General features: G+C 70.7%; 13 protein-coding genes. 5 read left to right on the forward strand and 8 right to left on the reverse strand.

The window, feature by feature from the left end; genetic code table 11:
- Positions 1–8 precede the first annotated feature (8 nt).
- From ACIGJO_RS20425 to ACIGJO_RS20440, 4 genes are all read right to left on the reverse strand, one after another.
- Positions 9–1694, reverse strand: coding sequence for a phytoene desaturase family protein (locus tag ACIGJO_RS20425; protein ID WP_399959921.1), 1686 nt, complete (start codon positions 1692–1694; stop codon positions 9–11).
- Complete coding sequence (locus ACIGJO_RS20430; protein WP_399959923.1) at positions 1684–11097, reverse strand: amino acid adenylation domain-containing protein; 9414 nt, start codon at positions 11095–11097, stop codon at positions 1684–1686. Before ACIGJO_RS20430 ends, ACIGJO_RS20425 begins: the two co-directional genes overlap by 11 nt.
- A 75-nt stretch (positions 11098–11172) precedes the next feature.
- The gene (locus ACIGJO_RS20435; RefSeq protein WP_399959925.1) at positions 11173–12114 is read right to left on the reverse strand and encodes a sterol desaturase family protein; all 942 of its coding nucleotides are present in this window, start codon (positions 12112–12114) and stop codon (positions 11173–11175) included.
- Positions 12115–12397: 283 nt separating this feature from the next.
- Positions 12398–12994: a TetR/AcrR family transcriptional regulator gene (locus ACIGJO_RS20440; RefSeq protein ID WP_399959927.1), complete on the reverse strand. Its 597-nt coding sequence runs from the start codon at positions 12992–12994 to the stop codon at positions 12398–12400.
- Positions 12995–13104: 110 nt separating this feature from the next.
- On the opposite strand from ACIGJO_RS20440, the gene ACIGJO_RS20445 reads away from it, so the two are divergent.
- Positions 13105–14292, forward strand: a complete 1188-nt coding sequence (locus ACIGJO_RS20445; RefSeq protein ID WP_399959929.1) for a cytochrome P450 — start codon at positions 13105–13107, stop codon at positions 14290–14292.
- Positions 14293–14297: 5 nt separating this feature from the next.
- Positions 14298–14516 carry a ferredoxin gene (locus tag ACIGJO_RS20450; RefSeq protein WP_399959931.1) on the forward strand — a complete coding sequence of 73 codons (219 nt, stop codon included), beginning with the start codon at positions 14298–14300 and terminating at the stop codon, positions 14514–14516.
- Between the two features lie 131 nt (positions 14517–14647).
- Here the strand turns inward: ACIGJO_RS20450 and ACIGJO_RS20455 are convergent, their stop codons facing one another.
- Positions 14648–15412, reverse strand: a complete 765-nt coding sequence (locus ACIGJO_RS20455; protein WP_399959933.1) for a LysR family substrate-binding domain-containing protein — start codon at positions 15410–15412, stop codon at positions 14648–14650.
- A gap of 58 nt (positions 15413–15470) precedes the next feature.
- On the opposite strand from ACIGJO_RS20455, the gene ACIGJO_RS20460 reads away from it, so the two are divergent.
- Positions 15471–15875: a DUF5997 family protein gene (locus tag ACIGJO_RS20460; RefSeq protein WP_399959935.1), complete on the forward strand. Its 405-nt coding sequence runs from the start codon at positions 15471–15473 to the stop codon at positions 15873–15875.
- Between the two features lie 103 nt (positions 15876–15978).
- Here ACIGJO_RS20460 and ACIGJO_RS20465 read toward each other — a convergent pair whose 3' ends face one another.
- The 3 genes from ACIGJO_RS20465 to ACIGJO_RS20475 form a co-directional block, all read right to left on the reverse strand.
- Positions 15979–16182 (reverse strand): cold-shock protein, encoded by a 204-nt coding sequence (locus ACIGJO_RS20465; RefSeq protein ID WP_015613078.1) that lies wholly within the window; start codon positions 16180–16182, stop codon positions 15979–15981.
- 394 nt (positions 16183–16576) lie between these two features.
- On the reverse strand, positions 16577–18235 hold the full coding sequence (locus ACIGJO_RS20470) for an MFS transporter (RefSeq protein ID WP_399959937.1): 1659 nt from the start codon (positions 18233–18235) through the stop codon (positions 16577–16579).
- A gap of 85 nt (positions 18236–18320) precedes the next feature.
- The gene (locus ACIGJO_RS20475) at positions 18321–19187 is read right to left on the reverse strand and encodes a hypothetical protein (RefSeq protein ID WP_399959940.1); all 867 of its coding nucleotides are present in this window, start codon (positions 19185–19187) and stop codon (positions 18321–18323) included.
- 279 nt (positions 19188–19466) lie between these two features.
- Between ACIGJO_RS20475 and ACIGJO_RS20480 the strand changes: the two genes are divergently transcribed.
- Together ACIGJO_RS20480 and ACIGJO_RS20485 are read left to right on the forward strand one after the other, a co-directional pair.
- A complete protein-coding gene (locus tag ACIGJO_RS20480; RefSeq protein ID WP_399959942.1) occupies positions 19467–21071 on the forward strand; it encodes an ABC transporter substrate-binding protein in 1605 nt (534 codons plus the stop codon).
- Positions 21071–22093 carry an ABC transporter permease gene (locus ACIGJO_RS20485; protein WP_399959944.1) on the forward strand — a complete coding sequence of 341 codons (1023 nt, stop codon included), beginning with the start codon at positions 21071–21073 and terminating at the stop codon, positions 22091–22093. Before ACIGJO_RS20480 ends, ACIGJO_RS20485 begins: the two co-directional genes overlap by 1 nt.

Here is a 22093-nt window from a genome sequence, read left to right on the forward strand (position 1 = left end):
CTCAGTCCTCACGAGCCGGTGTCCTCCTGGGGGGACCGCCGGTCGAGCTGGGGCAGTTGCCCGAATTTGCCGCTGTGCCAGGGCTCGGTGCCCTTGCTCTCCCACGCCGTGAACTCGACGCCCAGCTCCTCGCACAGGTACTGGGTGGCGAAGCGGCCGGTGGACGCGGCACGGATCAGACCGCCCATGCCGACCCACTGCCCGGCCATGGAGAAACCGCTCAGTCCGGGAAGCCGCATCCGGTCCTTGCCGACGAGGTCGGCGGCCACGTCGTCGGCGTCGGAGAAGGCCTTCCAGGCCAGGATGGAGCCGTTGTGGTTGCCCGTGTAGCGCTTGGTCGTCGCCGGCGAGGCCACGTCGACCAGCTCGATGAGCCTTCCGGTGCCCGGCCGCAGGCGCTCCAGGAAGCGCCGTACGAAGTCGGCCACCTTGCGCTTCTGCGCCCAGTACGCCTTGCGGTCGGTGGTGCGCAGTTCCTTCCAGTAGGCGAAATCGCTGAAGTAGGTGCAGTGGACCACCGACTTCCCCGGGGGTGCGAAGCCGTCCGAGTAGCGCGAGCGCAACTGCACCACCAGGCTGTTCTGCAGGGCGCCGGGCAGTTCGGCGGCGTCCTCGTCGGAGAGGAGATAGGTGGTGCTGTGCGCGTCGTCGTCGGGGGCGTAGTCGCCCCGGATGCCGACGAAGGCGGAGACCACCGCGGGGAACAGCGCCCCGGGGCGCTTCAGCAGGTCCTCGTAGAGCCTGTCGATCCGCGGGCCGGTGTACCGTCCGCCCAGCAGGCCGTAGATCGTGGTGTGGCCGTCGCAGGCCGACACGACATGGTCGGCGTAATACCTTCTGCCGTTGCGGAGTTCGACGCCGATGGCGCGGCCGTTCTCGACCAGGACCTTCTCGGTCCGGGCGCGGTAGGTGATGGTGCCGCCGAGCCCGGTGTACCGCTCCTCGATCGACCGGGCGAGTCCCAGTGAACCGCCCTGGGGGAAGCCCGCGTTGTGGTGGTGGGCGCTGGCCATGTTGAACAGGTACGGCAGGAGCGGGAAATCCTCCGGGTCCTGGAAGAAGATGTTCCGGAACGCCCGGCGCAGCAGCGGGTCCTCGAAGCGGTCGGCGAAGCGGTGCATCGGGGTCGCGGCGCTGCGCCAGAAGAGCCGGAACGCCGGCAGCACGGTGCGCAGCAGGGCGGCCCTCTCCCGTACGGTCCGCAGGGCCGGGGCGGTCAGGAAGGGGTACAGCTCGATCTCGGTGAACCGCCGCAGATCACGGCAGAAGGAGCGGATCAGCCGTGCGTCGGCGGGCGAGACCCCGAGCAGATGGCGCTCCAGCCGGGCCGGGTCGTTGTAGAAGGTGACCGAGCGGCCGTCCTCGTCGACGACGCGGTTGAACAGCTCGAAGTTCGTGATCGTCTTGCCGTCGAGCGCGCCCAGCTCACGCCACACCTGATTCGCGTCGTTGCCGTCGGCGGTGCCGATCAGCCATTCGATGCAGTAGTCGAAGATGTAGCCGTCGCGGGCCCAGGCCGTGCAGCAGCCTCCGGGCAGCACGTGTTTCTCGAAGATGCGGGTCCGCAGGCCGCTCATCTGGGCGTAGCAGCCCGTGGACAGTCCGGCCACGCCCGCGCCGATCACGATGACGCGGGGCTTGCCGCCGGCATCCCGCAGTGGGCTGCTCCAGTCGGACTCGTCGTCAGCCGGCATGGTCGGCGTCTCCCGTCAGGATGGCGCGGACCAGGCCGGCGTTGCGGGCGAGGTGTTTGGAGTCGAGCATGTCGGCGTGCGTTCCGGAGCCGCGCAGCACGGTCGTCCCGGTGGTGGAGCTGCCGTGCCAGGTGCCCCGCTCGCCGACCGCGTAGAGCTCCGTCTTGTCCTCGTCCGTCACGACGCTGACCGATGCCCGCACGGTGCCGGTGTTGGGACTGCGGCCGCAGAAGGTGAGGTACTCGGCGGCGTGTTCGAGTGTGGCGCGGGTGACGATCTCCGATCCGGTGTGCTTGTGCAGATGCCTGCCCAGCTCGGCCTCGAAGGCCTTGATGCCCTCGTCGCCCGGCGCGTAGCTCTCCAGGATGCGGCGCGAGTCCAGCACCACGACATGGTCCACCCGGCGTCCGCGGCGTTCGAGTTCCTTGGCCACCTCGAAGGCGAGGTTGCCGCCGAGGGAGTAGCCGAGCAGCAGGCAGGGGCCGGCCGGCTGGGCGGACTCGACGAGTTCCGCGTAACGGGCCACCTTGTCGTCACCCGGTAGGTAGTTGAACGCGACGATCCGGTACTGGTGCAGCTCCGCCGAGAGTCCCCGGTAGACGAGTCCGTGGCCGCCGGCCGGGGGGAAGCAGAAGAGGGCCGGTCCGTCCTCGGCGCTGAAGGTCAGATACGGGAGTTCCTCGGCCGTCGTGCTGTGGACGAGGTCCTCGACGGTGGCGGCCATCCCGTGCAGCGTCGTGGCCTGGTACAGCCGGCTCACGGGAATGCTCACGCCGAACTCCGTCCGGAGGTGGTGGAGCAGTTCGATGAGCTTGATCGAGCTGCCGCCCGACTCGAAGAAGTCGTCCTCCAGCCCGGCCTGCCGGAGGCCGAGCAGTGACTCCCACTGCCGGGCCATGCTCCGTTCGTAGAGGGTGACCGGCGCTTCGTGGGCCTCGTCCCGCTCGGCGGCCGGCGGCACCGGCAGCGCGGCGGTGTCGACCTTGCCGTGCGGGGTGAGCGGCAGTTCGGGCAGTTCGGTGAAGCGGGACGGGATCATGTACGTCGGCAGCACCGTCGAGAGATGGCGGCGCAGGGCACGGCGGTCCAGAACCGCGCCGGGCGTGACGACGCAGTAGGCGCACAGCGTGTCGTCCCCATGGCTGTCGGGGCGGACGGTGACCACGGCACGGGCGAGGCCGGGCACGCCCGCCAGGTGCGCTTCGATCTCGCCGATCTCGATCCGGTGGCCCCGCAGTTTGACCTGGTTGTCCACCCTGCCGAGCAGATGCACCCGGCCCTGGGTGTCCCAGCGCGCGGTGTCACCGGTCCGGTAGAGGCGTACGGGGGCGGCGCCCGGCTCACGGCTGAGGGTACGGGTCACGAAGCGGCGCGCGGTCTGCTCCGGGTCACCGGCGTATCCGATGGCGACGCCGTCGCCGCCGATCCACAGTTCGCCCGGTACGCCGGGCGGGACCGGTTCGCCGTGCTCGTCCAGGACATGGAGCGTGCTGTTGGCCAGGGGCCTGCCGATCGGGACCATCAGGCTCGGTTCCAGGTCGTCGACGGGCCCTTCGAAGCAGGCGCTGTCGATCGTCGCCTCGGTGAGGCCGTAGGAGTTGATCACACGGGTCCCGGGCCCGCAGAGGTCACGCAGCCGCTGGTACTCCGCGACCTTCCAGGCGTCCGAACCGACCACCAGGAGCCGCATGAAGTCGAGCCGCTGTCCTTCGCGGGCGCAGTGGTCCATCAGGCTCCGCACGATGGCGGGTACGAACTCGGCGCAGTCGACGCGCTCCGACCGCATGGTGCGGTACAGCCTCGGTGTGTCGAGGATGAGGTCGCGGTCGGCGAGCACCAGGCTGCCGCCGGAGCACAGGGCGCGCACGAGGTCGCCGGTGAAGACGTCGAACGACGGTCCGGCCATCTGGAGGTGGACCCGTACGTCCTGTTCCAGGTGGTACTCCGCACGCCATGCCTCGTAGGCCGAGGCGAGGTTGCGATGGCTGACCTGCACGGCCTTGGGCCGGCCGGTGGAGCCCGAGGTGTTGATCACGTAGGCGGTGGCGTCCGGGTCGGCGCTCTCCGGCAGTGCGGGGCCGTCCGTCTCCGTCGTGGACAGCTCCTCCAGGGTTACCGTCGAGGCCGGCAGGTCTGCCGCCCACTCCCGGCGGGCTTCGTCGGCGACGACCACGAGAGAGGCGCCGGCGGCACGGACGACATGGGCGACGCGTTCGGCCGGCTGGTCGGGCTGGATGGGCAGATAGGCGCCGTCGGCCTTGAGGACGGCGAGCAGGGTGACGATCAGTTCCGGCGACTTGTCCAGGCACAGGGCGACCACGGATCCTGCCGTGACTCCCAGCTCCCGGAGCCGGCGGGCCCTGACCTTGGCGCGGTGGTCGAGTTCCGCGTAGGTCAGCCGGATCGCACCGCCTCCCGGGGAGGGGGCCGAGACCGCGGTGGCCCCGGGGTGCGCGGCGGCGACATCGCCGATCATCATGTGGACGGGCCGGATGATCCCGCGGTCCGTGCGCGGACCGCCGGGGGCCGTACCGGTAGGGGTGGCTCCGCTCCATTCGCCGACCAGCTGTTCCCGCTCCCGGGCGCCGAGCATCTCCAGCCGGGGTGTCGGCAGTGCGGACGGTGACCGGGTCATGCTGTCGAGCAGGTTCACGTAGTGCGAGGCCATCCGCCGCATGGTCTGCGGCAGGAACAGGTCGGTGTTGTACTTGAAGACGCAGTGGAAGCGTCCTTCGGCCTCGTCCTCGTAGGCCGACAGGGTGATGTCGAACTGTCCTTCCTCCTCGGGGAGTTCGATGTACTCCAGCCGGTAGCCGTACTTCTCGGTGGCCACCTTGTGGCTGAGCAGGATGAACATCGCCTGGAACACCGCGGAGCGGCTGGGGTCGTGCTGGAGACCCAGCTCCTCCACCAGCAGGACGAAGGGGTACTCCTGGTTGTCCAGCCCGTTGAGCACGGTGGCACGGACCTGTTGCAGCAGATCCGCGACGGTGGGACCGCCGGCCAGATCCGCGTGCAGCGGGAGCGGGTTGACGAAGTACCCGTACACGGAGGCGAAGTCCTGCTCGGTGCGGCCGGTCACCGGGCTGCCGACGACGATGTCGTCCTGCCCGGAGTAGCGGTGCAGCAGGACGTAGTAGGCGCCCAGCAGGACCATGAACGGGGTCACGCCGTGCTCGCGGGCGAGCGTGTGGACCCGGGCGCTCAGCCCGGCGTCGAGCGTGAAGAACTCGGAGGCGCCGTTGTGCGTCTGCACGGCCGGGCGGGGCTTGTCGACGGGCAGGTCCAGGAGCGGGACCTCGGCGGGCAGGTGGGAGCGCCAGTACTCCAGCATCCCGCCGGCCTCCCGGCCGGCCAGGAATTCGTTCTGCTTGTTGAGGAAGTCGAGGTAGCGGGTCCGCACCGGCGGCAGCGAGGGCTCCTGGTTCTTCCTCAACGCCTCGTACACGGCGAACAGTTCCTCGATGAACGTGAACGTCGAAATGGCGTCGGAGACGATGTGGTGGACGGCCTTCATGATGATCCAGCGGCCCGTCTCGCGCCTGAAGAGGCGGAAGCGGACGAGCGGGTCACGTTCGAGGTCGTACGGCTTGCGGTACTCGGCGACGATCGTCCGGTGGATGGTCTCCCATTCCTGGCCCTCGACGTCGAACAGCGCGAGGTCCGGCTCGGAGTCGGTGGACACCCGCTGCACGGGCCGTCCCTCCTCCAGCAGGAAGTTGGTGCGCAGCGCGGGGTGCCGTGCGATCAGTCTGCGTACGGCCTCGAACATCAGCTCCGGGTCGAGCTCGACGGCGACTTCGACCGCGCCGCCGATGTTGTAGGCGTATCCGTCGGGGTTGAGCTGCTTGAGGAACCAGAGTGCCTTCTGGTTCTGGGTGAGGGGATAGCGCCGTTCGTCGGAGAACACCTCGACGGCTGTCGTCCCGGTGGCGGCGGTGTCCTCGGCCACGCGCTCGACCAGGCCCTCGTAGAGCTGCCCGGACAGTTCACCGACGGGGGTGCCGCTGAGCAGGGCGACCACGGGCAGGGCGATGCCCAGCTCGGTGTGGACCTTGGCCCGCAGCTCCATCGCCAGCAGGGAGTCGAGCCCCAGCATGCCGAGTCCGGTCGCCTCGTCGATCTCCTCCGGTGCCGTGCGCAGCACGGTGGCGGTCAGCGCGGTGAACCGTCCGGTCACCAGTGAGCGGCGCCCTGCCTCGTCCGCGGCGCGGAAGGCCTCCAGGAAACCGTCACCCCCTTCGGTGGCCGGCTCACGCGCGGCCGCCGCCAGCTCCGAGACGAGCGGGGGCGGGGCGGCGTACCAGGAGAGGAAGGTCTGCCAGTCGACGACCGTGGCGACGAGCAGCTGGGCATGGTCCTGGCCGATGACGCGTTCCAGGACGCTCATGCCGACGTCCGGTGCCAGCGAGCTCATGCCCCGGCTGTGGAGGTAGTGGTCGACCAGGCCGAGTTCCTCGATCATTCCGGTGGCCCACGGCCCCCAGTCCAGGCTCAGCGCGGGGAGACCGTGCGCCCGGCGGTAGTGGGCGAGCGCGTCCAGGAAGGCGTTGCCCGCGGCGTAGTTGGTCTGGCCGGCGGTCGTCAGCAGCGAGGCGATCGAGGCGAACAGCACGAAGTGTTCGAGGGGTTCGTCGCGCAGATGGCGGTGGAGCAGGTAGGAGCCGATGACCTTGGGGTCGTGGACCGCGTCGAACGTCGGCCGGTCCATGTCGGCGATCAGGGTGTCGCGGACCTGTCCGGCGAGATGGAACACGCCCCGGACCGGCGGCGGGTCGGTGCGCCGGTGCTCGTCGAGCCAGGCGGTCAGCGCCTCCTCGTCGGTGATGTCGACCGGTGCCAGCACCGCCTGGGCGCCGAGCGCCTCCAGTTCCTTGAGGAGGGCCACCGCCCGGCCCTGCGCGGTGGCGGGGTCGGTGTGCGGCCACTCCTGGCGCGGCGGGACCTGGGTGCGGCCCATCAGGATGAGTCTGCGGGCGCCCCGCTTGACGAGCGTGCGGCACAGCAGCCGGCCCAGGGCCCCGAAGGCTCCGGTGACCAGGTAGCTTCCGTCCGCACGCAGCCGCAGCGGCAGCGGGCGGGTCAGGCTCTCGGCGGGGAGGATGCGGCTGGTGGCACGGCGCTCGCCGCGCAGGGCGATCTCCTCCTCGTCGGGGGTCAGGACTTCGCGCAGCAGGGCCGCGGCGTCGGCGCGGCGCCCTTCGTCGTCCGCCTGCCGGGCGGGGTCGAGGTCGATCAGTTTGCCCCGGTGGGAGGTCAGTTCCTGGTGCCGGAGGACGCGTCCGATGCCCCAGGCGGGTGCTCCCAGTGGTTCGACGCTTTCGCCGGGTGAGACGGGCTGCGCGCCGCGGGTGACGATGTGCAGTCCGCCGCCGTGTCCCCGGGCGTGGAGGGTACGGGCGAGGGCGATGAGCGAATAGGCGCCGGTGGTGCTGTGCCGGATCAGGTCCTGGCGTCCGCATTCCGCGATGCCCGGCAGTCCGAGGTTCCACAGATGGACGACGGTGCCGCGGAAGGCTTCGCCGTCCTGGTCGAGATCGGCGAGGAGCTGTTCCAGGTGTGCGGCGGATCCGGGGTCGACGGTGAACTCCCCGCCCTCCCGGTCCCGTTCGTAGGTTGCTCCGGGGCGAACGACGCGGCAGCGTTCACCGCGTGCGCGGAGCAGGGCGGCGAACGCGTCGCCGACGCCGGTGCCGTCGGCGAGGACCAGCCAGTCCTGGCCGTCGCCGGCGGCGTCCTGCGTCCCTGCCTCTCCCCCGCCCTGGGGGCCGGTCGCCTCCCACGGCCGGTCGAGCCAGGCGGTCTCGGCCAGCCAGGAGTCGATGGTGCTCAGGGCGACGGCCGTCGAGGCCTTCTCCACGTCGGCCGCCCGGAAGCCACGGATGCGGCCGAGGGCCGTGCCGTCCTGCGCGTACAGCGTGATGTCGCCGACCAGTTCGTCGCCGTCGTCGTGGGTCACGGTGCCGTGTGCCCACAGCGGCTGGTCGCCCACCGCGTCGAGGCTGATCTCGCCGAGGGACAGCGGGAGCCGGATGCGGGGGCTCTGCCGCTGCCCCCCGCCGTCCAGGATCTGCGGGGTCAGCAGGGACTGGAAGCAGGCGTCGAGCAGGACGGGGTGCATGTGGTGGCGGGCCGCGTCCGCACCGATCGCCTCCGGCGGGCGGATGCGGGCGAGGACTTCGCCGGTGCCCACCCATACCTCGTCGATGGCCTGGAAGGCGGGGCCGTAGTGGTAGCCCAGGGCGGCCAGCGCGGCGTAGCACTCCGGTCCGTCGAGACGGCGCCGGCTGCGGGCCCTGACCGCGTCGGCGTCCAGCGCCGGTCCGGGGGAGAGGCGCTGCCCGGCACGGACCACCCCGCTCGCGTGCACGGTGCGCTCCGTGTCGGGTCCGGGCAGGGAGGCGATGGTGAACGCCGCGTCCTCCAGGGACAGCGACAGATGCACCGTACGGTCCTCGCCCTCGGGCAGGAAGAGGGCCTTGCGGAGGTCGATGTCGGCCAGTACCGCGGCGGCGCCGCCGGTCAGCGCCCGTACGGCCTGGGCCGCCATTTCCACGTACCCCGCCGCCGGGAACACCACGGTGTCCTGGATGCGGTGGTCGGCCAGATAGGGCAGCGTCTCGGTGCCCAGCCGCGCCTGCCAGGCGGGTTCGGCATGGTCCGTGCGGCGGCCCAGGAGCGGGTGGTCCACCTCACCGAGGCGGACCTGGGCGACCGGTCCGGGTTCCGTCCAGTGCCGGTCGCGCTTCCACGGATAACGGGGCAGGGAGATCGGCGTACCCGTGGGCTGGAGTACGTCCCAGGCGATGGAGACGCCCACGTTGTGCAGGGTCGCCAGTGAGGCGGCGAAGCGCTCGGTCTCGTCCTCCCGGCGGCGCAGCGAGGGCACCGCCTGTCCGGACCGGCCCGTGCTGTCCAGGCATTCACGGATCGCGTGGGCGAGCACGGGATGGGGGCCGATCTCCAGGAACAGGCTGTGCCCGTCGTCGGCGATGCGGTCGACCGCCGCACGGAAGCGGACCCGGTCGCGGACGTTGCGCCACCAGTACTCCGCGTCCAGCTCGCGGCCCTCGGCCAGGCCTTCCCGGCCGGTGAGATACACCGGCACCCGAGCCGGGCGCGGCGCGAGGTCCTCCAGCGAGGCCAGGAGTTCGTCCTTGATGAGGTCCATGCCCGCGCTGTGGTAAGGGACCCGCACCGACAGGAACCTGGTGAAGACCTGTTCGGCCCGCAGCTCGTCCGCGAGCCGGGTCAGGGCGGGCTCGTCCCCTGCCAGGGTCACCGCGCCGGGGCTGTTGACCGCGGCGACGGACACCTGGTCCCCGTAGGGAAGGATCCGGCGCTCCGCCTCGTCCTCGGGCAGACTCACGGCGAGCATCGTGCCGGTTCCGTCGAGCGTGTGCTGCAGCCGGCTGCGGTGCACGGCGATGCGGACCGCGTCCTCCAGTGAGTAGACACCGGCCTCGTAGAAGGCGGCGATCTCGCCGGTACTGTGCCCGACCACCGCGTCGGGCACGACGCCGTGGGCCCGCCACAGCGCCGCCAGGCCGACCTGTACGGCGAAGTTGGCGGGCTGTGCCAGCCAGGTCTCCCCCATGCGCGAGTGTTCCTCGTCGGCCGACATCTCGTCGACGAGCGACCAGCCGGCGATCCTGCGGATCTCCCGGTCGCAGGCGGTGACGGCGTCCCGGAACACCGGTTCGTTCGCGAACAGTTCGCGGCCCATCCCCCACCACTGCGGGCCCATGCCGGTGAAGACCCAGACGAGGCGCCGTTCCGAGGCGTCCAGCCGGCGGCCCTGGACCACACGGGGGTGCGGCTCGTCGCGGAGGCATGCGGCCAGCGCCTCTTCGAGCGAGGCGCGCGAGGAGTACACGAGGGACAGGCGTGAGTCGAGATGACTGCGCCGGTGGGCGAGCGTGTGGCCGAGGTCGGCCAACGCGGCGGCCGGACCGGCCTCGTCGATCTCGCGCCGGATGCCCGCGGCCATCTCCTTCAGCGCCTCCGGGTGGCGTGCGGTCAGCGGGAGGATGCTCCAGGTCCGTTCCGCGGGCGGGGCCGGCGGTCCGGCCGCCGTGGGCCGGGCGGGGGCTTCCTCCAGCACGACATGGGCGTTGGTGCCGCCGAAGCCGAAGGAATTCACTCCGGCGCGTGCGGGGCCCTCGTGCTCGGGCCACTCGGTCAGCCGGGTCGGGATGTCGAACGGCGCGGCCGCCAGGTCGATGGCGGGGTTGATGTGCTCCAGGTTGATGTGGGGCGGGATGACGCGGTGTTCGAGGGACAGGGCGGTCTTGATCAGCCCGGCGATCCCGGCGGCCGACTCGGTGTGCCCGATGTTGGTCTTGACCGAGCCGACGTAGCACGCGGCGCCCGGCGCACGTCCGATGGACAGGGCGCGGGCCAGGGCGTTGGCCTCGATGGGGTCGCCCACGGGCGTGGAGGTGCCGTGCGCCTCCATGTACTGCAGGCCGCCCGGGGTGATGCCCGCCTCGGCGCAGACGCGCCTGATGAGGGAGACCTGGGATTCCGCGTTCGGCACGGTGATCCCGTTGGTGTGACCGTCCTGGTTGACCCCGCTGCCGAGGATGACGGCATGGATCGGGTCCCCGTCGGCCAGCGCGTCCTCCAGGCGCTTGAGCGCCACCAGGCCGACACCTTCGGCCCGTACATAGCCGTTGGCCGAGGCGTCGAACGTACGCGAGCGTCCGTCCGGTGAGAGGAAGCCGCCCTTCGTCTCCGCGATGGTGTACTGCGGTGCCATGTGCAGCAGTGCGCCGCCGGCGAGTGCCAGATCGGTCTCGCCCTTGTTCAGGCTCTGGCACGCGAGGTGCACGGCCACCAGGGAGGAGCTGCACGCCGTGTCGATGGAGAGGCTGGGGCCCCGGAAGTCGAAGCAGTACGAGATGCGGTTCGACACCATCGTCATCATGGTGCCGGTCGCGGTGTGCGAGGCCAGCGTCTCGAAGCTCAGATCGGCGAACTGGAGGATCTTGTAGTCCAGCGTGAACGCGCCGACGAAGACGGCCGTATTGCTTCCGGCCAGCTCCGAGGGGCGCTGGCCACCGTCCTCCAGTGCCTCCCAGGCCACCTCCAGCAGTTTGCGCTGCTGGGGGTCCATGTGGTCGGCCTCGCGCGGGCTGATCCCGAAGAAGGCCGGATCGAACTCGTCGAAGCCGTCGATGTATCCGCCGCGGCCGCCGGTCAGACGTCCGGGCTTGTCCTTGTGCCTGCTGGCGAGTGTGGTGACGTCGTAACGGTCGGCCGGTGTGGGCGAGATGCAGTCCTTGCCCTCCACCAGGTTCTGCCAGAACGCGCGGTGATCCGACGCTCCGCCGGGCATGCGGCAGCCGATGCCGATGATCGCGACTCTGCCCCGTAAAGCGTCGTTGATCGCGTCAGCCAAGATCGCACGCTCCTCTGGTCGTGACTGCCGGGCGGCAGTGGTGCAGTTGACGGTGGGGGGACCCGATGGACCCGGTCAGGCGGGTCTGCTCCCGGGCTTCCTCGCACGGCGCCAGGGGTGGAGAAGACTGGCGAGAATCTCGCCGGTGTCGGGGAACGACGTCGGATCGCCGAGCCCGACAGCGGCCGGTTCGCGGCCGGGCCGCCAGGTGAAGCTCCCGAACAGGTGGTCCCAGCACGACAGGTCGGAACCGTAGTGACCGGCCTCGGCGAGATCGGTGCTGTGATGCAGACGGTGCTGCTCGGGGCTGGCCAGGATGTGGTTGAGGGGGCCGATACGCACATCGATGTTGGCGTGGACGAAATAGCCCTGTGCCGCCACGAACAGCCCCATGGCGAACACCGATTCGCGGGAGAAACCGATCAGTGCCAGCGTGAGCTGAACGGCTCCCTGCGCGAGGACTATGTCGAGCACATGATTGACGCCGTTGTTGGCGACATTGACCTTCTGTGGTACGTGGTGCACTCCGTGCAGCCGCCACAGCAGGGGGTTGGTGTGCCCCAGCCGGTGCATGAAGTAACTGCCCAGCGAACCGGTCAGCAGCGCCACGGGTATCTCGGCCCCCAGGCCGAGCGCCGGCCGCGCCGGTGACACCATGCCGACCACCGTCGTCACCAGGAGCTGCGCCAGGGCACTGCCGACCGTGGTGAGGAGGAAGTAGATGCCGTACCAGTGCCATTCGGCGCGACTGGGGTGCCAGTCGCGTTGGTACGGAATCAGCTTTTCGAGGACCGCCAGATAGATGAGGGTGCCTATCAGGAACAGCGGGCTGACCAGGGCGAGGTCCCAGTGCAGGAGCAGCGACGACGCTCCCACCAGAACGGTGACCAGCAGAAGGAACGGATAGGCAGCCACCCGGAGAACAGCACTCCAAGTGAATTCGGAGAGAATTCCCCACGCCGCGGAATTTGCCGAGGGATGTGCCGCACCATCGGCCTGCTGTTCATATTCGTCCATCCGCAGCACCTCCGAGCGATGCGGTGGCGGGACATTCATCTGCGCCTGTGCAGGTCAAATACCCCGCCTGGCGGCACATGAACGCCGCCCCCCGTGAGCTTGATTCATTCTTTTCCTTTTTCGACGGCTTCAATCCTCACACGCCGCAAGAGGCAAGAACTCTGGGCGCGTCATCGATGAGCCGTGAACCATTGAACCGGACGCACCACCCGGGCGGAATATAGAAAGAGCCCGGTGTCACTAATGTGAGTTACTTAGTATTATTAGCGCCCTGCAGAAACGGTCAGTTCGCGGCCTGATCGGTTACCCCGCGGAGGTGGGCGAACGCGCCGAGCACCAGTTCACAGACCGCGTCCGGGTCCGCGCCGGCCAGCGGCTCACGCGCGGCGACCGTACGCATCAGGCCGATGCCCAGAAGCCAGGCGATCGCCAGATCCGCGCGCAGCGCTCCGTCCGCCGTGCCGGAGAGCGAGGCCAGCACGCTCTGGTACTCCTCCCCCAGCTCGCGCAGCGCCCCGGCCGCCTCGTCGCCCCGCCCGATGGACCGGAGATAGACCTCCAGGGTGCGGTCGGCGGCGCCGGGGGCGCTCCGGGTCAGCATGGACCGCAGGGCCTTCTCGAACAGTTCCTCGGGCGGGGTCGCGCGAAGCTCCTCCAGCCCGCCCTCGGCGACCACCTCGGTCAGCAGCCCCTGCTTCGATCCGAAGTACCGGAAGAGCAGTGCCTGGTTGACCCCCGCCCGGTCGGCGATGGCGCGGACCGTCGCCCTCTCGTAGCCCCGCTCGGCGAACAGGTCACGGGCCGCTTCGAGCAGCCGCCCACGGGTGGCCGCGGCGTCCCGGCGGCCCTGGCCGGCCGGCGGGGAGGGCGCTTGCGACATGAGTGATCCTTTCGAATGGCCCGTCAGAGTAACGGCTGTAAAGGGGTGTTGACCGCCTTCGAGATCGGGTCCTACGTTTGTAAGCAGCTGCTTACAAACTGGGAGGCCGCATGACGACGTACGCCGAGCCCCACGCCTATCCCTTCAACACCCCCGAGGGACTCCAGCTCGCCGAGGAGTACGAGCGGGTCCGCGAGCGGCCCGGACTGCTCCGGGTCCAGATGCCGTTCGGCGAACCCGCCTGGCTGGTCACCCGCTACGCCGACGCCCGTCTGGTCCTGGGCGACCAGCGCTTCAGCCGGGCGGCGGGCATCGAGCACGACGAGCCCCGGCAGTCCGAGGGCAGCCGGGACAGCGGGATCCTCAGCATGGACCCGCCCGGTCACACCCGGCTGCGTTCCCTGGTGGCGAGGGCGTTCACCGTCCGCCAGATCGAGAAGTTACGGCCCCAGGTCAAGGAACTGACCGCGAGCCTCCTGGACGGCATGGAGGCGGCCGGACCACCCGCCGACCTGGTGGACCGGTTCGCGCTGCCGCTGCCGGTCGGGGTGATCTGCCGCATGCTCGGGGTTCCGGAGGCCGATCGTCCGCGCTTTCGGGTGTGGAGCGACAACGCCCTGTCGACCAGCTCCCTGACCGCCGCGGAGTTCGACGCCAGCCGTGAGGAACTGCGCTCCTACATGGCCGAACTGATCGGCCTGCACCGCGAGGATCCGCAGGACGATCTGATGACCGCGCTCATCGAGGCCAGGGACGACGGCGAACGGCTCACCGAACTCGAGCTGATCGATCTGTGCGTGGCCATCCTGGTGGCCGGACATGAGACCACCGCTTCGCAGATTCCCAACTTCGTCCTCACCCTGCTGGACCACCCCGGCCAGATGGAACAGCTCAGGGCCCGCCCCGAACTGATCCCGGGCGCCGTGGAGGAGCTGCTGCGCTTCGTTCCGCTGGGCAGCGGTGCCGGCCAGGCGCGCTACGCCACCGAGGACATCGAGGTCGGCGGCACCCTGGTCCGGGCGGGCTCCCCGGTCCTGGTCGCCATCGGCGCCGCCAACCGCGACGCGCTGCGGTTCACCGCCCCCGGTGTCCTCGATGTCTCCCGCGAGGGCAATCAGCATCTGGGATTCGGCCACGGTGTCCACCACTGCCTCGGCGCCCCGCTGGCCCGGCTGGAACTCCAGGAGGCGCTGAGCGGGCTCCTCACCCGCTTCCCGGGGCTGGAGGCCGCCGGGGACGTGACCTGGAAGACCCAGTTGCTGGTGCGTGGCCCCCGGGTCATGCCGGTCAGGTGGTGAGTGCCATGACGTGGCAGGTACGAGTGGATCCGCGGCTCTGTCTGGCGTCGGGGATGTGTGCCGGAGTGGCCCCCGAGGTCTTCACGGTGGACGGGGAGCACGCGCGGACGGACCCCGGCGGAATCGAGCCGGACGAACGCGTCCTGGACGCGGCCGACATCTGTCCGGCGCAGGCGATCACGGTCCACGAGGGGAACAGGGTGATCGCACCGGTCCGGGACTGACGGGCTGACGGACCGCCGCGACGGGGCGATGCCCCGGACCGGAGGTCACGGCCGGAGGTCACGGCCGGAGGTCACGGCCGGAGGTCACGGCCGGAGGTCACGGCCGGACGGCCCTGTCCGCCGGGCAGGGCCTACGAACGGCGGCGCGGCTTGCTCTGCTTCCCGGGCTTGCCGCGCTTGCCGCCCTTGGGTCCGCCCGAACCGCGCTGCGGGCTCCCGGCAGCCGGCTTCCGCCCCGCGCCCCGCGCCTCGGCGCGCTTGCCCTTCGGCTGCGCCGGGGTCGGGGGACGGCCCCGTGTGCTGTTGACGGTCCGCCCGCGGACGATCCCGATGAATTCCTCGACCAGATCGGTGGTCCGCTCCTCCGGCCACGACAGCGCGACGCGCGACTCGGGCGCACCGGGAACCGGCCGGTAGGTGAGGTCCTTGCGGTGGTGCAGGCGGGCGAGCGACTGCGGGACGAGGAGCAGCCCCACCCCGGCCGCCACCAGCTCGATCGCGTCCGCGGTGGTGACCGGGCGCTCGTTCGCGGGCAGCCCCGGCAGCTGCTCCCAGTCGAGGGTGTCGTCGAGGGGGTGGAACACGATGTCCTCGGCCAGATCCTGCGGGGACACCTCGTCGGCCGCCGCCAGGAGGTGATCCTTCGGGATCACGACCACGGTCGTCTCGGTGTAGAGCGGAATGGCGCTGAGGTCCGTACGGTCGATGGGCAGCCGGACGAATCCTGCGTCGGCTCCACCCGCCCTCAGCAGGTCCGGCGCCTCGGACGCGGACACCGCGACCAGCGTCAGCGGGACCTCGGGCAGCCGCTCGTTCCAGATCCGCACCCACTTGGCGGGCGTCACCCCCGGGGCATAGGCGAGCCGGAACGCGGGGGGTTCTTCCGAGACAGTCACTCGCTCAGATTACCGGTCGTGGTCGGCGGTAGCTCACACGCTCGATAGTCTTGACACCATGACGTCGCACCAGAGCACCCAGACGATGAAGCCCGCGACCGCGGCGAAGAAACTGGGTGTGTACCTCGAGGCCACCCCCACCGAGTTCCAGGAGGGTGTCGTCTCGCGCACCGAGCTGAACGCCCTGCAGACCGACCCGCCCGAGTGGCTGCTGGAGCTGCGTCGCACCGGCCCGCACCCCCGGCCCGTCGTCGCGGCGAAGCTGGGCGTCTCCATCGCGGGTCTCGCCCGTGGCGGAGTCACCGAGGCGCTCACCACGGAGCAGATCGAGACACTGAAGAAGGACCTTCCCGAGTGGCTGGTGAAGGAGCGCGCCACGCAGGCCGAGGTGCGCAAGGAAGCGGTGCGTATCAAGGAGAAGAGGGCGGAGCAGGCCGAGCAGGCCCGTCAGCCGCGTTCCTGACCTCCGGCCCCGCGGCCGGGCCCACGGGCCGCACCGGCCATACGCCCCGCACACGACAGGCCCCGGACGACACGTCGTCCGGGGCCTGTCGCTGTTCAGCCGGTCAGGCTGCGGTGATGTTCTCCGCCTGCGGGCCCTTCTGGCCCTGCGTGATGTCGAACGTCACGGCCTGGCCTTCCTGGAGCTCGCGGAAGCCGGTGGAGTTGATGTTGGAGTAGTGCGCGAAGACGTCCGGGCCGCCGCCGTCCTGCGCGATGAAGCCGAAGCCCTTTTCCGAGTTGAACCACTTGACGGTTCCGCTTGCCATGCCGGTGCCTCTCAGTCGATATCGGATCCGCACCGCGCGGATCCGGAGGTGATCGCCCTGGTCCTCAGGCACTGCACAGCAAAACGCCCGCGCCAGGCGCGGGCAGGTGCTGCGAACCACGACATCTGCGGATGACGCTACACGGCGAGAGGGGCGCTCACCAGAGAGCAACGCCAATTTGCCACGTCCTGCCGTCCGTCCGGCGTGCGCGGACGGCGGCCGGCGCCCGTTTCGGCGGGGTCCGCGGCCGTGCGCCGCTCCACCGGCCCGGCCATGCGCCGCACAGCGTCCGGGGTGGTCGTGGCGTCCGGATCGCCCGGGGCGGACCGCCTCCGGACAGCCGTTCCGGACAGCCTTGCCGAACGGCGATTTCGAGCCACTGCCTGCGCGCCCGTCAGCGGTCCGGCGGAGCACCCCCGTCCGTACCCGTGCCCGCACCCGGGCCCGCACCCCCGTGGCTGGGCGGTGCGCCGCGGGCCGCCGGGCCCGTCGCCGTGTCCCCGGACAGCGCCGCCGGTGAGACATCGGCGCCCTGGAGCCGTTTCAGGTCGGAGGGGCGCACCTGGATGACCACCAGGGCCACCAGGGCCGCGGCCACGGCGAATATGGCCGCGACGACGAAGGCGGTGGAGACGCCCGAGGCCAGGACCTGGTCGCCCCAGGGAGCCGGCAGCTGACCGGTCCGGCGGAACTCCAGTTTCTGGGCCGGGGTGGACTCCGCCAGGAACCGGGGAATCTGGTCGGTCGCCTCGTTGCGGCTGGCCGTACCGAAGACCGTGACCAGGATGGACAGCCCGAGCGACCCGCCCACCTGCTGAGTGGCGTTGAGGACCCCGGAGGCCGCGCCCGACTCATGGGGTTCCACACCCGACACCGCCATCAGTGTCAGCGACACGAACTGCATGCCCATGCCGAAGCCGAAGACCAGCACGGGGCCGAGGATGCTCCCCAGGTACGAGCTGTTGACATCGGTCATCGTCAGCCAGCCCAGGCCCAGCGCGGCCAGGATCGCGCCCGTCACCATGAAGGGCTTGGGTCCCCACCGGGGCAGCAGCTGCGACGCGATCCCCGCGCCCACGGCGATGATCGCGCTCACGGGAAGGAAGGCGAGGCCGGCGCGCAGTGGGCTGAAGTCCAGGATGTTCTGCACGAACAGGGTCAGGAAGAAGAACATCCCGAACATCGCGGCGGCCAGGCTCAGCATCATCCCGTAGGCACCGGCGCGGTTGCGGTCCCGGAACAGCCACAGCGGGGTGATCGGCTGCTGCGAGCGCTGTTCGATGGTGATGAAGGTGGCCAGGAGTACGACGGCCGCGGCGAAGGACACCAGGGTCACCCGGTCGCTCCAGCCGTCCTCGGAGGCACGGATGAAGCCGTAGACGAGGAACGCCATGCCCAGGGTGGAGGTGAGCGCGCCGACGATGTCGAAGTGGCCGGGGTGGCGTTCGGACTCCCGGATGTAACGGGGCGTGGCGAGTGCGATCAGCAGGCCGATGGGCACATTGACGAACAGGACCCAGCGCCAGTCGAGCCACTCCACCAGCACGCCGCCCATGAGCAGCCCGATCGCGCTGCCGCCCGCCGACACGGCCGCGAACACCCCGAACGCCCTGTTGCGCTCGGGGCCCTCCCGGAACGTCGTGGTGATGAGCGCGAGGGCGGTCGGGGAGGCGATGGCACCGCCGACGCCCTGCAGCGAGCGGGCCGCGAGCAGTTGCCAGGACTCCTGCGAGAGACCGCCGAGGAGGGAGGCGAGGACGAAGAGCAGGATGCCGGACATGAACACCCTGCGGCGGCCGAGGATGTCGCCCAGCCGCCCGCCGAGCAGCAGCAGACCGCCGAAGGTCAGGGTGTAGGCGTTGATCACCCAGGACAGGCTCTCGGTCGAGAACCCCAGTGATGTCTGGATGTGCGGGAGGGCGATGTTCACGATGGTGATGTCGAGAACCACCATCAGCTGACAGGAGGCGATGACGAACAGCGCCATCGCGCTGCCGCGGCCCCGCTCCGGGGAATCGGCAGACTGCGCGGCTTTCGTGTGGGAGCCCGTCATGGGTTGCTCGCGTCGTCGGTCAGCCGTGAACGGTCGCGTTCACTACATCGACCCTAGGCCGGGGCATCACCCCCCCGCGAATCGATCACCCGGTGACCAGATCTCCCAGCGGTGGAGCGCCCGCGGCGGCCGCGGGACGTGCGAGATGCAGGGCGGTGTGGAAGTGGCCCGCCGACTCCCTGCCGTCCGGGTCCTGCCCGAGGGCCCGCACCGCGTCGACGGCGTACCGCTGCTCCGGCGCACCGGTGAAGCGGCGTTGGACGAAGGTCCGCCCCGTGTACATCTCCGTGGTCAGGCCGTGGCGGGCCAGGTGCTCGGCGATGGGCGCGTAGGAACCGGTACGCAGCACGAAGGCGGCGACCCACGGGGGCGTCGCGGCGTTGTCCAGGAGCGGCTGGAAGGTCGCCCGGGACAGGAAGCTGGCGCCGCCCGTGATGGTGATGAGGCGGATGCTCCGTGCCGTGTCCAGCAGTGCGGCGGACGGCGGGGTGGTCTCCAGGTTCTCGGCGAACCCGTCGTCGAGCAGGCCGACCGCCCGTGCGTAGGCGATGGCGCGCGGGGCGATGTCGAGGCCGATCACCGGGACGGCGTCCCGCCTGCGGCGGGCGCGGAAGAAGGCCGTGTCGTGCTCGACCAGTTCCCGCGTGGTCATGGCCACCACCCGCGGCGAGGTGTAGTGGGCGTTCAGTTCGTCGAGGGTCAGGTCGTGGTTGAGCAGCGCCGCGTTGATGCCGTACGAGCAGCACAGGTCCAGCACCGCGTCACCCGTTTTCCGGAGCCGGAGCCCGGCGAGACGGCGGAAGACGGCCTGGGCGTGGTGCGGTGTCCGGTAGCCGAACGCCCCCAGCTCACGGAAGAAGGCACGGGGATCGGCCTGGTCGTAGATGTCGTCGAACGGCGTCATCGTGTGCTGCGCGGGCTCGCCCGCGCCGTCTCCCCGTACGTCGGTCATCCCGCGCTCCGTTCTGCCGGCCGGGCACCCGGCCCCGGTCACCACAGCCTCCAGTACGGAGCGCGGGAGGGAAACAGGGCGTGGACGGGATCCGGCCATCCCCGGTCCGATGGCCGCACCGGGTCCGGCAGCACCTTCCGGCACCGGGGGCGGCCGTCTTCGGTGCGGCGCACCAACGGCGGGGCTGTTTTTCGTACGCCGCGACACATCGGGGCGGCGGCATCACTGCCTAATCTTCCCCTCACTCGGCGGCGGCCTGCCGCTTCTTCGGAGGTGACCATGCGCAGCACCCCAGGCACGGAGACGCGACGTACACCCACGCGACGGGTGCGGTCCGCCACCGCCGTCGCCGCGGCGCTGGGATTGGTCGCCACCGCGGCCGCGTGCGGCGGAGGCGCGGCGGGCGGCGGGGCGTCGACGGTGGTGCTGGGCATCGCCGCCGATCCGGGCAGTCTCAGTCCCACCATGGCGCTGGCCAGCACCGCGCTGTCCATGAACACCTTCGCGTACGACACGCTGGTGCACTTCGCGGCCGACGGTTCGCTGGTGCCCGGTGTGGCCGAGAAGTGGTCTCTCACGCCCACTTCGGCACGGTTCACCATCCGCTCCGGGGTGACGTGCGAGGACGGTTCGGCGCTCACGGCGACCGATGTGGCCGCCGAGTACAACCACATCGCCGACCCTCGGAACCGGTCGCCGATGCTCGGTATCTCCGTGCCCGTCACCGCGGCGGCCGAGGCCGACGAGGCGTCGCGCACGGTCACGGTCACCACGAAGAAGCCCGCGCCGTTCCTCGCGCACATGGCCCGGATGCTGCCGCTGGTCTGCGAGGAGAGCCTGGCGGCACCGGACTCGCTGGCCAAGGCCACCGGGGCGAGCGGCCCCTACCGGCTGACCGAGGCGGTGCCGGGCGACCACTACACGTACGCCCGGCGGGACGGTTACTCCTGGGGCCCCGGCGGCGCCACCGGTGCGGACATGCCCCGCACGGTGGTGTTCAAGGTCGTCACCAACGAGTCGACCGCGGCCAACCTCCTGATGGCCGGACAGATCAACGCGATCCAGATCAACGGCGCCGACCAGCAGCGGCTGAACGCGGCCAGGGTGAAGAGCCGGAGCATCGAGGCGCTGTTCGGGCAGTTCATGTTCAACGAGAAGGCCGGACTGGCGACCGCCGACGTCGCGGTGCGCAGGGCGCTGATCTCCGCACTGGACCTGCGGGAGCTCAGGAACGTCTCCACGGGCGGCGAGGGCGAACCCCCCACCGCCATCGGGGAGATAACCCCCACCCCCTGCACCGGCGACCCGGTGACCGGGAACATCCCCCGCCACGACCCCGGCCGGGCCGCCGAGGACCTGAAGGCGGCGGGCTGGGTCAGGAGCGACGGCGCCTGGAAGAAGGACGGCAAGCCCCTCACCGTCAAGCTCGCCTACGCCGTCAACCAGGGTCCGCAGGTGGCCTCGGCGATCGAACTCGCCGTCCAGAAGTGGGACGCCTTCGGCGTGAAGGCCTCGGCCCGGCCCGTGGGCGGAGCGGGTATCGCCGGTGCGCTGGTGGCCGGCGACTGGGACGTCGCCTGGGCTCCCATCGGGGTGACCCTCCCGGACCAGCTGGTCCAGTTCTACGACGGACCGCCGCCGCCGGCGGGCAACAACTTCGGCGCCATCGCCAACCCCGACTACCGCCGGCTCGCCGCGCAGGCCTCGGCCAGGCCCGGCACCTCGGGCTGCGGCCTGTGGAAGGCGGCCGAAGCCGCTCTGGTCGAACGGGTCGACATCGTGCCGATCGTCAGCAAGGAGAACCGGCTGTACGGCAAGGGCGTCACCTTCCAGGTCAACGGCAGTGGCATCATCCCCAGCACGCTGCGCCGGAGTGGAAGCTGATGACCACGCTTCCCACGCGCTCCGCGCGCCGCCTGCGCTCCCCCGGTTCCCCGCGGGACCTGGTCCCCACCCCCCGCAGTCCCTGGGTCGGCTTCGCCCTGCGCCGTACCCGGCGGCTCGTGGTGTCCCTGGCCGCGCTGGTCACGGCCGCCTTCGCGATGATCCATCTGATCCCCGGCGACCCGGTGCGGGCGTCGCTCGGCCCCACCGCGGACCCCGCGCTGGTCGAGGCCCGCAGGCAGGCGCTCGGCCTGGACCGGCCGCTGACGAGCCAGTACGGCGATTTCCTCGGTCAGCTCTTCCAGGGCCGGCTGGGGGACTCGATCGCCTCCCAGCTGCCCGTCTCCGAAGTCATCTCCAGCCGTCTGCCGGCGACTCTGCAGATCGCCGTCCCCGCGTTCGCGCTGATCCTGCTGCTCGCGATCCCGGTCGGGATGACAGCGGCCGTGCTGACCAAGGACGGCCGGAGGCGGCGCGGTGAACTCGCCTTCACCGGCGTCACCGGGTTCCTGGGCGCGGTGCCCGAGTTCCTGCTGGCGGTCGGCCTGGTGGCGGCGTTCGCCGTGACCTGGCCGGTCTTCCCGGTCGCCTCGCAGAGCGGGCTGTCCTCCTACGTACTGCCGGTGCTGGCCCTGGCCCTCGTCCCGGCGGCGACCCTGTCGAGGATCGTCCGGGTGGAGACGCTGCGGGTGCTCGGCGAGGACTACATGCGTACCGCTCAGGCGAAACGGCTGCCGTCCCGGCTGCGCTATCTGCGGCACGCGCTGCCCAATCTGCTGACCTCCTCGCTCACCCTGAGCGGTCTGCTGTTCAGCTCGCTGCTCGCCGGCACCGTACTCATCGAGAACGTCTTCGCCTGGCCCGGCCTCGGCACCACGATCGTGCAGGCCATCACCGAGAAGGACTATCCGCTGGTCCAGGGCGTGGTGCTGGTCTACGGGGCGGCCGCGCTGCTGATCACCTTCGCCGTCGACGTGGCCGTGGCCGTCGCCGACCCCCGGTCCACCGTTCGCGGGAGCTGA

It is taken from the genome of Streptomyces sp. NPDC079020 (assembly GCF_044542225.1).
Lineage (GTDB): Bacteria > Actinomycetota > Actinomycetes > Streptomycetales > Streptomycetaceae > Streptomyces.

Bases quoted from the DNA above. Each gene is read 5' to 3' on its own strand.
- ACIGJO_RS20425 (WP_399959921.1), bottom strand. From the start codon at position 1,694: ATGCCGGCTGACGACGAGTCCGACTGGAGCAGCCCACTGCGGGATGCC.
- ACIGJO_RS20435 (WP_399959925.1), bottom strand. From the start codon at position 12,114: ATGGACGAATATGAACAGCAGGCCGATGGTGCGGCACATCCCTCGGCA.
- ACIGJO_RS20440 (WP_399959927.1), bottom strand. From the start codon at position 12,994: ATGTCGCAAGCGCCCTCCCCGCCGGCCGGCCAGGGCCGCCGGGACGCC.
- ACIGJO_RS20445 (WP_399959929.1), top strand. From the start codon at position 13,105: ATGACGACGTACGCCGAGCCCCACGCCTATCCCTTCAACACCCCCGAG.
- ACIGJO_RS20450 (WP_399959931.1), top strand. From the start codon at position 14,298: ATGACGTGGCAGGTACGAGTGGATCCGCGGCTCTGTCTGGCGTCGGGG.
- ACIGJO_RS20460 (WP_399959935.1), top strand. From the start codon at position 15,471: ATGACGTCGCACCAGAGCACCCAGACGATGAAGCCCGCGACCGCGGCG.
- ACIGJO_RS20465 (WP_015613078.1), bottom strand. From the start codon at position 16,182: ATGGCAAGCGGAACCGTCAAGTGGTTCAACTCGGAAAAGGGCTTCGGC.
- ACIGJO_RS20470 (WP_399959937.1), bottom strand. From the start codon at position 18,235: ATGACGGGCTCCCACACGAAAGCCGCGCAGTCTGCCGATTCCCCGGAG.
- ACIGJO_RS20475 (WP_399959940.1), bottom strand. From the start codon at position 19,187: ATGACCGACGTACGGGGAGACGGCGCGGGCGAGCCCGCGCAGCACACG.
- ACIGJO_RS20480 (WP_399959942.1), top strand. From the start codon at position 19,467: ATGCGCAGCACCCCAGGCACGGAGACGCGACGTACACCCACGCGACGG.
- ACIGJO_RS20485 (WP_399959944.1), top strand. From the start codon at position 21,071: ATGACCACGCTTCCCACGCGCTCCGCGCGCCGCCTGCGCTCCCCCGGT.